Here is a 15,435-nt window from a genome sequence, read left to right on the forward strand (position 1 = left end):
CGCGAACCATGGCCAGTTTTTGCTCCGGGCTCCAGCGGCGCCGCCGCTCCTGGCCCAAAAGCTCCCCACTCTTGTCGTTGCTATTAGTCATAAACATAACCGTTTGCCTATCCCTTATCGTAAGGGGAAACGGTGTCCTGTCTTTCATGGGGCTCGTTCAGTCCACATGTTCACTTAAGCTGCTGGATGTATTGGCCCACATAGGATCCAGGATAAAGTCAATTCCTTTCATTCTGGCCAACTTCGCAGCAGGGACAAAATCAGAGTCGCCAGCTACCAGCACAATGACATCAACCAGCCTGTCCATGGCGAGGGTAGTGATATCCATGCCCAGCTTGGTATCGACGCATTTTTGCTCGAGGTGGTAATGAAAATCTTCATTGGTCAGTTCATCCCACTTTTTTTCACCCCTTAGTAAGGCTTTGAGGGCGTGCGAGTTAAGACTCCATTCGCCACTTTTTGCGAGCTCACCTAGCCTCAGCGCGGTTTTCCTGGTGCGACGTAACTGTTCGTGTAAAGCACGCCTCAGTTGATACGGGGGGTGTGTGTTGAAATTGATATGGCCGGGTGTTTTGTGATTTACGGGTATCAACGGAAGACGTATCTGATGTGTTGGAGGAGGGCAGTCATAGTAATAAACGCGGTATAGCTCACTCATGGATCGCTCACCTTCAATATGAAGCTTCACAAGCTTTCTGAGGATCTGAGCGAATTGCTCTGCGCTTGGCAACAGGGTTTCCCGGAAATACTTTCGCCTGAAAAATAAAATGCGTTGAAAGAAAAAACCACCATCGATAAGAACGGCTATTCGTTTCACTCACTTTTCTCCAGGCAAAAAAAAGCTCAGGACTGCTGGGCAGGTTCTAACAATTGCCTGCGCGCTGTACTGAGCTGATAGTGGTTTTATTCAATCTTTGCTTTAACGTCAAGGGCAAGAATGTCTGGCGGTTCTGGATTCGTTCTTTGCAGCGACGATGAAGGCTATCGTCGTCGTATGGTTTACGCCAGTTCACCAACAGCTATGCATCTTGCAGGAAAAATCCGATCTCCGTGGAAAGCACGCGTAACCGGGCTTATCAACCCGTTGCACGTGCAGCCTATGAACACAGCGCTCAACTCAATTGGCTGTCCTGATACGGCCAATCACGCAGCCAGCCTCGAAGTAAGTACCCGCCTGTTTGACAATCTGAACATCGCCCGCACACGGAGCGAGGATCGAGGTTTCCATTTTCATCGCTTCCACCACGGCGATCACTTGGCCGGCGCTGACCGATTCGCCGTCGCTGACGACCCAGGCATGCAGGTTGCCCGCTACCGGCGTCAGCACCGCTTGTGGGTCTGCCACTTCGCTTTGGCTGGCGCTGGCGGGGGCCGGTCCGTTCAGACTGATGCCACGCAGCAGGGCGGCGGGCAGGCCCAGTTCGTGGCGTTTGCCGTCGATTTCGACGAAGGTGCGCAGCACCTCGGGGTCGGCCGACGCTGCGCTGCGCGGGGCGAGGGTGATCTGTTCGGCGAAGTCGGTCTCGATCCAGCGGGTGTGCACGGCGAACCGGTCGGCGCCGGTGAAGTCGGCATGTTCCATCACGGCCCGGTGGAAGGGCAGCACCGAGGCGATGCCTTCGATGTTGAATTCCGCCAGGGCGCGGCGGGCGCGGGCGATGGCCTGTTCGCGGGTGGCGCCGCTGACGATGAGCTTGGCCATCATCGAATCGAAAGTGCTGGGCACGTTCGAGCCACTGACCACGCCGCTGTCCAGGCGCACGCCGGGGCCGGAAGGGGGCTGGAACGCGCTTATGTGTCCGGGGGTAGGCAAAAAGCCTTTGCCCGGGTCTTCGGCGTTGATGCGAAATTCAAAGCTGTGGCCGCGCGGCACCGGCGTTTCGCTGAACGACAAGGGCAGGCCGTCGGCGATGCGCAGTTGCTCGATCACAAGGTCCACGCCGGTGGTTTCTTCGGTGACCGGATGCTCGACTTGAAGGCGCGTATTGACCTCCAGAAACGACAGCGTGCCATCCTGGCTAAGCAGAAACTCGACCGTGCCGGCGCCGACGTAACCGGCCTTGGCGCAAATAGCGTGGGCCGACTGATGGATACGCTCGCGCTGGGCGTCGCTGATGAAGGGCGCGGGGGCTTCTTCCACCAGCTTCTGGTTGCGGCGTTGCAGCGAACAGTCACGCGTGCCCACCACCACGACCTTGCCGTGTTTGTCGGCGATAACTTGCGCTTCAATGTGTCGAGGATGGTCAAGGAACTGCTCGACGAAACATTCTCCGCGACCAAACGCCGCTTCGGCTTCGCGCACGGCCGAGGCGAACAATTCGGCGACCTCGTCCAGGCGCCAGGCCACTTTCATGCCGCGTCCGCCACCGCCAAAGGCGGCCTTGATGGCAATCGGCAGGCCGTGCTGCTCGGCAAACGCCAGTACCTGGGCCGCGTTTTCGACCGGGCCGGGTGTGCCGGCGACCAGCGGTGCGCCGACCTGCTGCGCCAGTTTGCGCGCTTGGACCTTGTCGCCCAGCACGTCGATGGTCTCTGGATTCGGTCCTACCCACACCAGCCCTGCGTTGATCACCGCACGGGCGAAGTCGGCGCGCTCGGACAGAAAACCATAGCCTGGGTGCACGGCGTCCGCGCCGCTGCGTTTGGCGATGGCCAGGAGCTTTTCGATATTCAGATAGGTGTCTGCCGGGCGCTGGCCTTCCAGGGCGTAGGCTTCGTCGGCCTGACGCACGTGCAGGGCGTCGATGTCGGCGTCGGCGTACACCGCAACCGATTGCACACCATAGTCACGGCAGGCGCGGGCGATGCGGACGGCGATTTCACCACGGTTGGCGATCAATAATTTTTTCATGGGGTTTTCTTCGCATCGGCAGTTGAAAAAGAGGCATCTGTGCGCGGTTGGATGTCGCTGAAGGCGCCCAGCGGGTTGAAGCGAATCTGCGCGTTGATCGGTATCTGCCCGGCCAGGTCCAGGTGGTGACTGGCCACGGCAGCGATCACCGGGTAGCCGCCGGTCAGCGGGTGGTCTGCCAGAAACAGCACGGGTTGCCCACTGGCCGGGACCTGGATGGCGCCGACGGCAGTGCCTTCGCTGGGCAATTCCTGATGGTTGCTGCGCGTGAGCGGCATGTCTGCGGCCAGGCGAATGCCGACGCGGTTGGACTGCGAGGTGACGCGCCACAACTGACTGCTCAGGCGCTGCACAGCCTCTTCGGTAAACCAGTCGGTGCGGGGCCCCATCACCACATCGAGGGTGACGATGTCGGCCGCCGTCGGCAGTTCGAAGGCCGGTGCTTCCTGCAGCGACACGCTGGTGCCGGTGGTGCGAGGGGTAAAGCCCAGTCGGTCGCCGACGGCGAGTGCCGGGGGGCCAACCTGCGCCAGGGTGTCGGTGGACAGGCTGCCGAGCACTGGCGTGACGTCAAAGCCGCCACGAATCGCCAGGTAGCTGCGCAGCCCCGCCAACGGTGCGCCCAGGCTGACCCGGTCACCCACGTCGAGTTCGACAGGCTGGTAGTTGTCGGCTGTCCATTGCAGGCCGCTGGCGCTGGTAACGGTGACGGGCGTGTGTGCGCCAGTGACCGCGATCACTGCGCGGTCGTGGCAAACAAAGCTCAGGCCGCCGAGTACCGATTCCACGCAAGCCATGTCAGAGCGGTTGCCCACGGCGCGGTTGGCCGCGCGCAGGGCGCCGAGGTCCAGCGCGCCGGAACGCGACACGCCCTGATCGGTCTGGCCGGGTCGGCCCATGTCCTGTAACACGCTGTGTAACCCGGGGCTGATGATTTCCAGGCAGGCGCCGCCGGGGTCGGCGGCACGCGGTGCGGCAGCGGGGGCGGGCAAGCCGCCAACCGGGAGCGGGCCGGCGTCGGTGAATCGCACTTTATAGCCAGGGCGCAGCAGGGCCGGTTCGGCGCGGTTCAGGTCCCACATCTGCAACGGCGTGACGCCGATGATCTGCCAGCCGCCGGGGCTGGCCTGGGGGTAGACGCCGCTGAAGTCCCCGGCCAGGGCCACGGCGCCGGCCGGTATGCGGGTGCGCGGGGTTTGCCGGCGCGGCACCTGGAAACCGGCCCCGCCGGTGAGGTAGGCAAAGCCCGGAGCGAAACCACAAAAGGCCACGCTGTAGTCATGGGCGGTGTGCCGCTGTATGACTTCGGCGCGGCTGATGCCCAGCAGGGTAGCGACTTCGTCGAAGTCTTCGCCGTTGTAGTGCACGGGGATCTCCACCCTGCGCTGCTCGCCTTCGCGGCGCTGGCTCAGGTCCCGGCCGGCGATGCGCTCGACCAGCGCCTGGCGCTCGATGGCGCTGGGGCGAAACTGGATCAGCAGCGTTCGCGCGGCGGGGACGATTTCTTCCACGCCGGCAATCGGTTCCGCCATCAGGGCGTCGAACAGGGCCAGGGTTTCGTCAAGGTCGTTCAATTCGACGAGCAGGGTGTCCAGGTTGACCGGTAGAAAGCGCACGGGAAACTCCTAGACGTGGTAAGTGCTGTCAGGCACATCGGTGATGAACATATGGCCGGGCGCGTGGGTGATGGCGAAGGGCACGCCCGACGCCGCCACTGCCGCCTGGGGCGTCACGCCGCAGGCCCAGAACACCGGAACCTCGCCAGGCTCGATGCGCACGGCGTCGCCAAAATCGGGGCGGCTCAAATCCTGAATGCCCAGCAGCGCAGGCTCGCCGATGTGCACCGGAGCGCCGTGGACGGAGGGATAGCGCGCAGAGATTGCGCTGGCCTCGGCCACGCGATCCGGCGGGATGGGGCGCATGGATACGACCATTTCACCGTGCAGGCGTCCCGCCGGGCGGCAGGCACGGTGGGTGCGGTACATGGGCACGTTGCAGCCATCGGCGATATGGCGCACTTCGATGCCCGCTTCCTGCAAGGCGGTTTCAAAGGTGAAGCTGCAACCGATCAGGAACGCCACCATGTCGTCGTGCTCGGCCCAGGCCTGGGTGGCATCGCTGACTTCGTCGACCATTTTCCCGTCCCGCCAGATGCGATACAGGGGCAGGTCGGTGCGCAGGTCTGCACCTTGCGCCAGCAGCGTGCTCGGGCTGCCCGCGTCGCTGACGTCAAGGACCGGACAGGCTTTGGGATTGCGCTGGGCGTACAGCAGAAAGTCGTAGGCCCATTCGCGCGGCAGGGCGATCAGATTGGCCTGGGTCATGCCCGGGGCAATACCGGCTGTGGGGGTGATCAGCCCGTCACGGTAGGTTTTACGGGCTTGCCGGGCAGCGCCAATGGCCGCCTCGCGGGCGCGGGCGAACGCATTCATGGGCGATCTCCCGCAAAAGGCCGCACGGACAGGTTGGCCTGCTCCAGCACCCGTCGCAGTTCGCGGGCCATGTCCACGGCTGCGGGGCTGTCGCCGTGTACGCAGATGGAGTCGGCCTCGATTCGGGTGCGCGTGCCATCAATGGCCTCAATGGTGCCGTCTTCGACCAGGCGCAGCATGCGTTGGGCCACCAGCTTCGGATCGTGCAGCACCGCGCCCGGTTCACGTCGCGACACCAGCGTGCCTTGCGGCGTGTAGGCGCGGTCGGCGAAGGCTTCGGCGACACACTGCAAGCCCTCGTCGCGCGCCCATTGGATCAGCGTGGAACCGGCCAGGGCCACCAGTATCAGCGTGGGGTCGATGGCGCGGATGGCGGCGATCACTGCCAGCGCCTGGCGACGGTCATGGGCAATGGTGTTGTACAGCGCGCCATGGGGTTTTACATAGCGCACCGACGTGCCGGCAGCCCTGGCCAAACCTTGAAGCGCGCCGATCTGGTAGATCACGTCGGCGGTCAGTTCATCGCTGGCCAGGTCCATGTTGCGGCGACCGAAGCCGACCTTGTCCGGGTAGGCCACATGGGCGCCAATGGTGACGTTTTTGGCGGCGGCGGCTTGCAAGGTGCGCAGAATACCGGCCGGGTCGCCGGCATGAAAACCGCAAGCAACGTTGGCGCTGGTCACCACGTCGAGCATCGCGCTGTCGTCGCCCATGCTCCAGGCGCCGAAGCTCTCTCCCAGGTCGCTGTTAAGATCAATTGCACGCATCAAAGGTTACCTCCGGTTAAATCAGGCCGCGCCGATAAAGGCAAAGATGGCACCCGCCGATTTGTAGGCCATGAACCACGACAACAGGCAGGTCAGGATACCAAGCACCAGCAACCAGCGAGGATAGTGGTAGCCGTCCATGAGATCGGAGCGGCGCCAGCCCACGTACATGAAGATGCTCAGGCCGAGCGGCAGGATCAGCCCGTTGAAGCCGCCAGCGAACACCAGCAGCGCCGCCGGTGGTTTGCCCAGCATCAGATAAACAGCCAGCGAAATGACGATAAACACGACGGTGGCCAGATGACGCACACGCTCGGTGATGCGCTTTGAAAACACGGTGATAAAGGACATCGACGTGTACGACGCGCCGATCACACTGCTGATCCCCGCCGCCCACAGCACCAGGCCGAACATCATCATGCCGATATTACCCGCCGCCGCATGGAACGCCTGGGCCGCAGGGTTGGCGCCCTGGCCGGACACATCGATGACGACGCCACTGGCCACCACCCCGAGTATCGCCAGGAACAGCACATAGCGCGCCACACCCGTGACCAGAATGCCTGTCAGTGCAGCCCTGGAAACCGCTTCAATGTTTTCCACACCCACCGTGCCCCGGTCGAGCAGCCGGTGCGCACCGGCATAAGTGATGTAGCCGCCGACCGTGCCGCCGACGATGGTGGTGATGGCGGCGAAGTCGATGAAGTCAGGCCACACCGATTGACGCAGGGCCTCGCCCAACGGCGGATGGGTGGCGAAGGCTGCGAACAGGATCAGGCACACCTTGAGAATGCCCAGCGCCATCATGATGCGGTCCATGGCAATACCGGCGCGATGTGACGAGAAAATCGCAATCGCAAGCAACGCACTCAATGCCCCGCCCCATTTGGGGTCCAGACCGGTCAATGCATTCAAGCCCAGGCCCGCACCGGCGATGTTGCCCAGCATGAACACCAGACCGCCGGACAGCACCAGCAACGTCAGCAGGTAACCACTCCCGGGGATTGCCGCGTTGGCCAGGTCGGCTGCACGCATCCGGGTCAGCGACACGATGCGCCAGACGTTCAACTGCACCACGAAGTCGATCAGGATCGACGCCAGGATGCCAAACGCAAATGCCGCGCCGAGGGTTGCCGTGAACGTCGCCGTCTGCGTCAGGAAACCTGGCCCGATGGCCGACGTCGCCATCATGAAAATCGCAGCCACCAGAGAGGCGCGCCGGTCTTTGGTGAACGCTTGAGGAGTCTGTGTCACGGCATCGTTCCTACGGTGAGAGATACCTCGACTGAGCAATGTGTGTGCCAGAAGCCATGTTTCAGTGCTTAAGTGTTGGTTGATAAAGAATTTATTGTTGAACAATCGACTATCGATGAGTCATTCATATGCACTCAATTGTTACCCAGGGCACCCAAGCTGCTACTTAATGAAGCACGCTCCCTGCGTCATCCTTGTGCCTTGCACCCAGCTCTGATGGAATAACCGCGCGGTTATTCCTACCTTGGATTTCTTATGAACGACGCAGCTCCCACTCTTCCTCGCACGCTGGGAGAATCCATCACCCAGGAAATACGCAGAATGCTGGTCGAAGGCGAACTCGTGCCCGGCCAACGCCTGTCCGAAGCCGCACTGGCCGACACCCTGGATATTTCGCGCAACACCCTGAGAGAAGCATTCAGAGTGCTGACCCGCGAAGGACTGCTCAAACACGAACCCAACCGCGGCGTCACCGTCGCAGCGCCCGATATGGCCTCGATCATCGACATCTACCGCGTGCGCCGCTTCATCGAATGCAAGGCCATCGCCCAAGGCTACCCCCAACACCCCGGCGCCCTGCACATGCAGCAAGCCGTCGAAGCCGGCGCCCGCGCCCGCGAAGCCAAAGACTGGGTAGCGGTGGGCACGGCCAACATGGCGTTCCACACCGCCATCGTCGAACTCGCCGACAGCCCGCGCCTGCTGGTGTTCTACGGGCAGATCTCGGCTGAGTTACGGCTGGCGTTTGGGTTGCTTAATGATCCGCAGTTTTTGCATCTGCCGTTTCTGGATATGAATGCTTCGATACTTCGATGTGTGGAGGAAGGTCGCGCGGGGGATGCGGTGGTGATGTTGGAGGGGTATTTGGTGCAGTCGGAGCGGACGGTGTTGGCGGCGTTTGAGCGGAGGGGGAGGGGGTAGGGGAGGTTGCAGGCACAAAAAAAGACGTCCGTGGACGTCTTTAGATGATGAGCCGTTGGCTCAATCGCTTCACTGTCTCGAGGCTGCCTTTGGCCTCGATTGGGCGAAGCAGTTCGATGACAATCGGTGCGGTAATTTTCGAGAGCGGCGTTGTTTTCAGGTCTGGAAATACATGCAGCGTGAGCGATCGCCAAATGTCTTCGGCGTACGCCGGCGTGACGGAGTCCTTCTTCAGCTCGAACCAGGCGGTGGCCACGTTCTCGAACGTATGTTCCGTCTCCGCTCGTTTGGCTTCGTCCTGTGCATTGCGTTGCACCTTGGGATCAATGCCTTGTGCAAGCAGCTCGCGTGCTTCCACCACTTTCTTCCTGGCGTTCGCTAGCGAGAGCTCTGGGTATGTGCCCAGCCCCATATTGATACGATTTTTGGTTACCGGCTCGCGGTAGTTGAAGTTCCATAGCATCGAGCCATTGCTCCTGACTCGGAGCTGAAGGCCGTCACCATCGCTGAGGACGTAATCCTTGTCTTTTGCCTTGACTGCCTTGAGCTGGCGGTCGGAAAGGCGAAGGGCTGGAGCAGGCATGAGAGCTACCTCTGACACCGTTTTGGTATTCCAAAAAATAGCACCGGATGGCTTGGAATACCATTTGGAATACCCAAACGGCTGGAACTCAAAAAACCTCTGCAGAGCCCAGTAGCGCTTAAATCCTTGATTTCACTGGATTTCAGGCACAAAAAAAGACGTCCGTGGACGTCTTTAATTGATCAAATGGTGGAGCCGGGGGGATTTGAACCCCCGTCCGCCAGTACTCCGCTGTCGGTACTACATGCGTAGCCGTTTCTATTAAGTTAACCCTCAGCGACCCGAAGGGCAGGGTGCTTTGGGCGAGTTGTGTAAGTTTTAGCCGCTTCGTCCACAACGTACTGCACGGCGATTCTGTTCTATATGACAATCACTTTGGGTTTACAGACATCCCCTGGTGATTGCTGGACCCGAAGGTACCAGAAGCTCAGGGCTAAGGCTGCTTACGCAGCGAGAGCGAATTCCTGGCCGTAGTTTTCGTCATTGGCAACTATAAGAAGTTGCAACAGTGGATTTACGAGTTCTGTTACCAACTCGGCATGCACCTAAAGTTTCGCGACCGGCGTCGAATCCTAAACGGCCCCGTGCTTGTAACTCGTTGTTTCTTAGTGAGTGACAAGCCTGTGCAGTGTACGCCAAATGGTCACGGAAGGCCAACCCGAAGGTTGGCCCTATCGCTTACTGACCGCCTTTGTCGCTGTTTTGCAGGTCCTGCAGGGCCTTGGAGCTGATCTCGATGCACTTCTTGTCATCGCCCGCCGCATGAGCAGCCTTGGCCTGGGAGACGGCGGTGTCGATTTCGCCGCTTTTGCCGCTGGTGTCGGTGGCGAGCAGGGCTTTGCCGTTGTTGATTTTGTCGAGGTTGATCTGGCACAGGTCTGCGTCATTACCCGCGGCGAACACAGGGGAGGCCAGCATCGCAGCGGTTACAAACAAGCCAGCAAGAGCGGAACGCTTCATGGGGTATCTCCTTGCGCAAAGGGGCTCGACGCTACTGGCGTTGAACGGCTGCCAGCGACATCACTGATGAGCCTCGTTCGTCGAGGCCTATGCAGATGACTACGCCGGCGCGCAGGGGTTCTATTTTTTGCGCGTTTAATGTGCGCGTGCCTTTGTGACTCGATCAACGAGGTACACCAACCCGTGGTAGTCGATGCCGCCGTGCTGGCTCAGGCCGATCTCGCAGGTTCGGCTGGTTGAAATGCCTTCACTGCAAGAATGCACTGCCCTCTTGAGTGAGCGCAGGGCGTGGGCGTTCAGCTCTGGCGTGGTGAAGCCTTTGTCGCCGGCAAAGCCGCAGCAGTGGATACCTTCCGGGATGACCACGGTGTTGGCGCAGCGTCGGGCCAGGTCGATCAGTGCCTGGCCTTCGCCCAGGTGTTGGGTGCTGCAGGTGACGTGCACGGCGATTGGCGCTTGCTGGGGTGTGAAGTCGAGGCGATCCATCAGGTGGGTGCGGATAAATCGTACGGGGTCGTACAGGTCCAGGCGTGTTTCGCCGGGGTTTTGCACCAAGCGCAAGGTGCATGGGCTGGTGTCGCAGTAGATTGGATCGAGACCGCCACGGCTGGCCTGGAGCAGGGCGCCGATCAGTTCCTGACGCTTGTGATCGGCCTGTTCGGCGTAGCCTTTGGAGGCGAAGGGTTGGCCACAGCACAGGCTTTCGAGGTTCTCGGGGATGACGACTTGGTAACCGGCTTTTTCCAGCAGGCTGCGGGTTTTTTCGTACAGCGACATTTGCTCTTTATCTGCAGCCGACGGAGCCATCGCGCGTGAGACGCAAGCGGCGAGGTAAACCACGCGCGGACGTTCGTCGGTGACTGCGGGGTTGAAGCGAATGGCTTTTTCCGGTTGTGGCATGGCGTTGGTCCACTGCGGGACCTGCCCCTTGGACAGTCTGCTCATCTGCGCCGACAACTTTGCCAGGCGCGGGGCGCCCAATAGCATGCGCGCGCCGTTGGCGACATGCAGGGTGAAGCGCACGCCCTGCAGCGCAGTGGCGAAATGGGTGGCAAGCCATTCGGCAGTTTTCGTACGGTCGGCGTCTCGGCTGCGCAGCTTTTCCATCAGGTCACCGGTATTGATACCTACAGGGCAGCGCTGGGCGCACAACCCGGTGGCGGCGCAGGTATCGATGCCTTGGTACTGGAAAGCGGCTTCGACTTCGGCGGTATCCACGCCCGCGCGTTTCCTGGCCTGGATGTCACGCCAGATCACGATGCGCTGGCGCGGGCTCAAGGTCAGGCCTTTCGACGGGCACACCGGCTCGCAAAATCCGCATTCGATACACTTATCCACAAGCTCGTCGGCGGCCGGCAGGGGCTTGAGGTGCTTGAGGTGGATTTGCGGGTCTTCGCTGAGCACTACATCCGGGTTGAGAATGCCGTTGGGGTCCAGCAGGCGCTTGAGCTGCCACATCAGTTGATAGGCTTCGCGGCCCCATTCCAGCTCGACGAATGGCGCCATGTTGCGGCCGGTGCCGTGCTCGGCCTTCAGCGAGCCGCCGAACTCCACGGCCACTAACTGTGCCACGTCATCCATGAACGCTTGATAACGTGTGATTTCTTCCGCGCTATTGAAGCCTTGGGTAAACACGAAGTGCAGATTGCCCTCCAAGGCGTGTCCGAACAGGATGGCTTCGTCGTAGTGATGTTTGTCGAACAGCGCGATCAGGCGGTTTACCCCGATGGCCAGTTGCTCGACCGGGAAGGTCACGTCTTCGATGATGACGGTGGTGCCGGTCTTGCGCACCGCGCCGACGGCGGGGAAGGTGTCTTTGCGAATGGCCCACAGCCGGGCGTTTTCCACGGGGTCTTCGGTGAAGTCGATCTGTTTTTCAACCGCAAAGCAGGCCAGGGCCTTCATGATCAGCGCCAGTTGCTCACGAAGTAATGAAGGCGATGCTGCGCGGGATTCGATCAATAAGGCGCAGGCCGATTTCGACAGGTGCTGTACGAATGCGGGCATGCCTGGCTTGTTTTGCACCGAGCGCAGGCTGCGTCGGTCCAGCAGTTCCACGGCGGAGACTGGCTGGGTTTTCAGGACGGTTACGGCGTTGCAGCAGGTCTCGACATTCGGGAACACGATCAGCGCCGACGCTTTGTTCGGGCGGTCGACTACCGTGTTGTAGGTCACGGCGCTGATAAAGCCCAGGGTGCCTTCGGAGCCCACCAGCAAGTGGCTGAGGATCTCCAGCGGGTCATCAAAGTCAACCAGGGTGTTGAGTGACAGGCCTGTGGTGTTTTTCAGACGGTATTTATGGCGGATGCGTGCGGCCAATTCGGTATTCGCCCGCGTCTGGCGACCGAGTGTCGCCAGACGCTCAAGCAGCGCGCCGTGTCGATTGCGAAATACCGTAATGCTTGCCGCGTCTTCTGTGTCCAGGCGGCTGCCGTCGGCCAGCACCAGGCGAATGCCAGCGAGGGTGTGATAGGTGTTCTGCGCTGTACCGCAGCACATGCCGCTGGAGTTGTTGGCGACGATGCCGCCGATTTTGCAGGCCTGGATTGACGCCGGGTCCGGCCCGATCTTGCGCCCGAATGGAGCGAGCCAAGCGTTGGCCTGGGCGCCGATTACGCCGGGCTGTAGGCGGATTTGCATGCCCTGCCCACGAATCTCGCGGCCGTTCCAATTGTCGCCCAGAACGATCAGCACCGAATCGCTGATGGCCTGCCCGGACAAGCTGGTGCCTGCGGCGCGAAAGGTCACTGGCACGCCATCGCGTTGTGCCCATTGCAACAGCGCAACCACTTCGTCTTCCGACTCGACGCGGATCACCAACTGTGGGATTAGTCGGTAGAAACTGGCATCGGTGCCGAAGGCGAGGGTCGAAAGAGGGTCGTCGAAACGCCGATTTTTCGGGATCAGCTGTGCGATATCGCTCAGGAAAGCAGCAGGCAGACTCATCGCTCCTCCAAAAATAGCGGACACCGCAGACGCTTTACGGTGTCGATTCCTATCCTATTACGTACAGATCATCAGCATACCGGTGAAGGCAAGCGTGCGCTGGCGTGATGGGGGCTTTATTGGGAGGGGTCTGTGGGAGGTTCCACGCGTGGGCCTGTAGCCACGGGAGGTTCCCGAGGCTACAGGTGACAAGGTTAGTCTTCCTTGCCCTTGTTGCGCACGGCGCGATGCAGCTCGCGGTTGGAGTCGCGCTCGCGCTCGGTGTCACGCTTGTCGTATTCTTTCTTGCCCTTGCCCAACGCGATCTCGCACTTGACCAGGTGCTTGCTCCAGTACCAAGACAGGCAGATGCAAGCGTAGCCTTTCTGTTGCACGGCAGCGGCGAGCTTTTCCAGTTCGCGGGCGTTGAGCAACAGCTTGCGTGTGCGTACCGGGTCGGCAATCACGTGAGTGCTCGCGGTGGTCAGCGGGGTGATATGACTGCCGAGCAGCCACGCCTCGCCATCCTTGAGCAGCACATAGCTGTCGACCAGTTGCAGCTTGCTGGCGCGCAGACTTTTTACTTCCCAGCCGGCCAGGACCAGACCAGCCTCGAAACGATGTTCGATGAAGTAATCGTGTCGCGCCTTTTTATTTTGCGCGATGGTCCCTGTAGGGTGTTTCTTTTGTTTAGCCATAGGGGCGGCATTATAGGGAGTTGCGAGCGAGTCGGCTACGGTCAAGCTGCGTGCTTGAGCGTGTTGAGCGAATCCCGGACAATGCGGGCAGTTCTTTGGTTTTTTTCTCTCGCGGATCGGGCTGTTTTTTTCGCGATGTTTGTCTCAGCAGTGGAAATAACGCTCACATGACGACGCATATTCAACGTTCGGCCCTGCTGCCTTATCCGGCGCAGGCGCTCTATGACCTGGTCAACGACGTGGCGCGTTACCCGGAGTTTCTACCTTGGTGCTCGACCGCCGAAGTGCTGGAAGGCAGTGACGAGTACATGGTCGCCAGTGTTGGCGTCGCCAAGGGCGGCCTTAGCCAGCACTTTGTCACGCGCAATATTCTGGTGCCTGGCAAATCCATCGAAATGAATCTGCAGGAAGGCCCTTTTACACAGTTGCATGGGGTGTGGGTGTTCAAGGCATTGACCGAGAAGGCCTGCAAGATCAGCCTGGATCTGTCCTTTGATTACGCAGGACCGATTGTACGGGCGACGTTGGGGCCATTGTTCAATCAGGCGGCAAATACGTTGGTCGATGCCTTCTGTGAGCGAGCCAAGCAACTGCATGGTTGAGATTGAAGTGGTGTATGCCACTGCCGAGCGTCAGGTGTTACTGGCTGTGAGCGTGCCGGTGGGTACCAGTCTGCGTGCCGCTGTACAAGCGTCTGGAATGGCTGCGCAGTTTCCTGAAGTGGAGCTCGCCGACTGCCCCTTGGGTATTTTCGGCAAGGTGGTGGCGGACGCCGAAACGCGTGCTGTGCAGTCGGGTGACCGCATCGAGCTATATCGCCCACTGCTGGCAGACCCCAAGGAAGTACGCAGGCTGCGAGCGGCCAAGGCTGCGCTGGCCAGGCAGCAAAACAGCTAGGCTTGCCATTTGACAGGCAAAAAGAAGCCCGGCATGCCGGGCTTTTTATCGAGCGCCGCGTTTTTATTGCGGGCTGGTGTCCAGAGGCTGTGGCGACGGGACTGGAACGGTTTCCACGCCGTCGACGTCTTTCTGGATCTTGTCCAGCAAAGAGCCAGGCTTGGCTGGTACTTCAGACTTGGGCTGTTCGGTTTGCTGCGCGGGAGCCGGCACGGGCGCATTGGCGCTGTCCTTGCCGAGCAGGGCTTCATCACGGCTCACGCCAGGCATGAAGTCACCGGAAAGGCTGACGAGCTGATCATTGCCATTGAAAATGACGCTGACGCGTTCCTGCTGGCGTTCCCCGCCACCCGGTTGAAGGCTGTACAGATAATCCCAGCGATCGGCATGGAAAGTGTCGGTCAGCAGGGGATTACCCATGATAAACCGTACTTGCCGTCGGGTCATTCCGGGGCGTAACTGGTCTATCATGTCCTGCGTGACGACATTGCCCTGCTGGATGTCGATTTTGTAAACCCCGGGGAATGAACAACCGGCGAGTGCGAGCAGTCCCACAAAGGTGAAACTGGTTAGCAAGAGCTTGGTGTTTTGCATCGGTGGGCGACTTCCACTATCTTGGCTGGGACAACGTAAACGCCGATCATACCCGTATTAAGAGAAGCTGCGAAGCAGCATCCGCGAGAAAGCTAACCATGGTTGAAAATAGCGAACTACGCAAAGCCGGTCTCAAAGTGACTCTGCCTCGAGTCAAGATTCTACAAATGCTCGATTCTGCAGAGCAACGCCACATGAGTGCCGAGGATGTTTACAAGGCACTGATGGAGTCTAACGAGGACGTAGGCCTGGCCACGGTTTACCGTGTGCTGACTCAGTTTGAAGCCGCAGGGCTGGTGGTTCGCCATAATTTCGACGGCGGTCATGCAGTGTTCGAACTGGCTGACGGTGGTCATCACGACCACATGGTTGACCTGGATACCAATGAGGTTATCGAGTTCACCAGTCCGGAAATCGAAGCCCTGCAGCACAAGATTGCTGAGGACCATGGCTTCGATCTGGTTGATCACAATCTGGTGCTCTACATACGTAAGAAAAAGTAAAAATCGCTGCAGATTTCGTTCTGCAAAACGATTGAAGGCGACCCAAGGGT

General features: G+C 60.2%; 14 protein-coding genes, 1 other RNA gene and 1 pseudogene. 4 read left to right on the top strand and 12 right to left on the bottom strand.

Translation table 11 applies throughout. From position 1 onward, the window contains the following. Positions 1-157 precede the first annotated feature (157 nt). The 6 genes from TU75_RS24050 to TU75_RS24075 all read right to left on the bottom strand — a co-directional run bounded on the left by TU75_RS24050 (position 158) and on the right by TU75_RS24075 (position 7,304). A complete protein-coding gene (locus TU75_RS24050) occupies positions 158-817 on the bottom strand; it encodes an NYN domain-containing protein (RefSeq protein ID WP_231981897.1) in 660 nt (219 codons plus the stop codon). Positions 818-1,117: 300 nt separating this feature from the next. Further along, a complete protein-coding gene (locus TU75_RS24055) occupies positions 1,118-2,851 on the bottom strand; it encodes an acetyl/propionyl/methylcrotonyl-CoA carboxylase subunit alpha (protein WP_060550377.1) in 1,734 nt (577 codons plus the stop codon). Further along, positions 2,848-4,467, bottom strand: coding sequence for a 5-oxoprolinase subunit B/C family protein (locus tag TU75_RS24060; protein WP_060550378.1), 1,620 nt, complete (start codon positions 4,465-4,467; stop codon positions 2,848-2,850). The genes TU75_RS24055 and TU75_RS24060 overlap by 4 nt, the downstream gene beginning before the upstream one ends. Before the next feature lie 9 nt (positions 4,468-4,476). Further along, positions 4,477-5,283, bottom strand: coding sequence for a putative hydro-lyase (locus TU75_RS24065; protein WP_060550379.1), 807 nt, complete (start codon positions 5,281-5,283; stop codon positions 4,477-4,479). Then, positions 5,280-6,050 carry a LamB/YcsF family protein gene (locus TU75_RS24070; protein WP_060550380.1) on the bottom strand — a complete coding sequence of 257 codons (771 nt, stop codon included), beginning with the start codon at positions 6,048-6,050 and terminating at the stop codon, positions 5,280-5,282. Before TU75_RS24070 ends, TU75_RS24065 begins: the two co-directional genes overlap by 4 nt. A 21-nt stretch (positions 6,051-6,071) precedes the next feature. Further along, a complete protein-coding gene (locus tag TU75_RS24075; RefSeq protein ID WP_003235119.1) occupies positions 6,072-7,304 on the bottom strand; it encodes an NRAMP family divalent metal transporter in 1,233 nt (410 codons plus the stop codon). Positions 7,305-7,559: 255 nt separating this feature from the next. On the opposite strand from TU75_RS24075, the gene TU75_RS24080 reads away from it, so the two are divergent. Next, positions 7,560-8,225, top strand: coding sequence for a GntR family transcriptional regulator (locus tag TU75_RS24080; RefSeq protein ID WP_082630561.1), 666 nt, complete (start codon positions 7,560-7,562; stop codon positions 8,223-8,225). Between the two features lie 49 nt (positions 8,226-8,274). Here TU75_RS24080 and TU75_RS24085 read toward each other — a convergent pair. The 5 genes and pseudogenes from TU75_RS24085 to smpB form a co-directional block, all read right to left on the bottom strand. Next, positions 8,275-8,808 (bottom strand): annotated as a pseudogene (locus TU75_RS24085) (integrase arm-type DNA-binding domain-containing protein); the annotation flags it as partial. Between the two features lie 187 nt (positions 8,809-8,995). Beyond that, positions 8,996-9,392: a transfer-messenger RNA gene (gene ssrA, locus TU75_RS24090) on the bottom strand. Between the two features lie 94 nt (positions 9,393-9,486). After that, the gene (locus tag TU75_RS24095; protein WP_003235077.1) at positions 9,487-9,768 is read right to left on the bottom strand and encodes a hypothetical protein; all 282 of its coding nucleotides are present in this window, start codon (positions 9,766-9,768) and stop codon (positions 9,487-9,489) included. Positions 9,769-9,903: 135 nt separating this feature from the next. Continuing rightward, positions 9,904-12,714: an FAD-binding and (Fe-S)-binding domain-containing protein gene (locus TU75_RS24100; RefSeq protein ID WP_060550382.1), complete on the bottom strand. Its 2,811-nt coding sequence runs from the start codon at positions 12,712-12,714 to the stop codon at positions 9,904-9,906. 194 nt (positions 12,715-12,908) lie between these two features. After that, a complete protein-coding gene (gene smpB / locus TU75_RS24105; RefSeq protein WP_003235073.1) occupies positions 12,909-13,391 on the bottom strand; it encodes an SsrA-binding protein SmpB in 483 nt (160 codons plus the stop codon). 167 nt (positions 13,392-13,558) lie between these two features. Between smpB and TU75_RS24110 the strand changes: the two genes are divergently transcribed. After that, positions 13,559-13,993, top strand: a complete 435-nt coding sequence (locus TU75_RS24110; RefSeq protein WP_003235071.1) for a type II toxin-antitoxin system RatA family toxin — start codon at positions 13,559-13,561, stop codon at positions 13,991-13,993. Then, positions 13,986-14,288, top strand: coding sequence for an RnfH family protein (locus TU75_RS24115; protein ID WP_003235069.1), 303 nt, complete (start codon positions 13,986-13,988; stop codon positions 14,286-14,288). The genes TU75_RS24110 and TU75_RS24115 overlap by 8 nt, the downstream gene beginning before the upstream one ends. A gap of 63 nt (positions 14,289-14,351) precedes the next feature. On the opposite strand, the gene TU75_RS24120 is transcribed toward TU75_RS24115, so the two are convergent. Next, positions 14,352-14,882, bottom strand: a complete 531-nt coding sequence (locus tag TU75_RS24120) for an outer membrane protein assembly factor BamE (RefSeq protein WP_003235067.1) — start codon at positions 14,880-14,882, stop codon at positions 14,352-14,354. A gap of 98 nt (positions 14,883-14,980) precedes the next feature. On the opposite strand from TU75_RS24120, the gene fur reads away from it, so the two are divergent. Further along, complete coding sequence (gene fur / locus TU75_RS24125) at positions 14,981-15,385, top strand: ferric iron uptake transcriptional regulator (RefSeq protein ID WP_003235066.1); 405 nt, start codon at positions 14,981-14,983, stop codon at positions 15,383-15,385. Positions 15,386-15,435 lie beyond the last annotated feature (50 nt).

This window comes from Pseudomonas poae (genome assembly GCF_001439785.1).
Lineage (GTDB): Bacteria > Pseudomonadota > Gammaproteobacteria > Pseudomonadales > Pseudomonadaceae > Aquipseudomonas > Aquipseudomonas poae.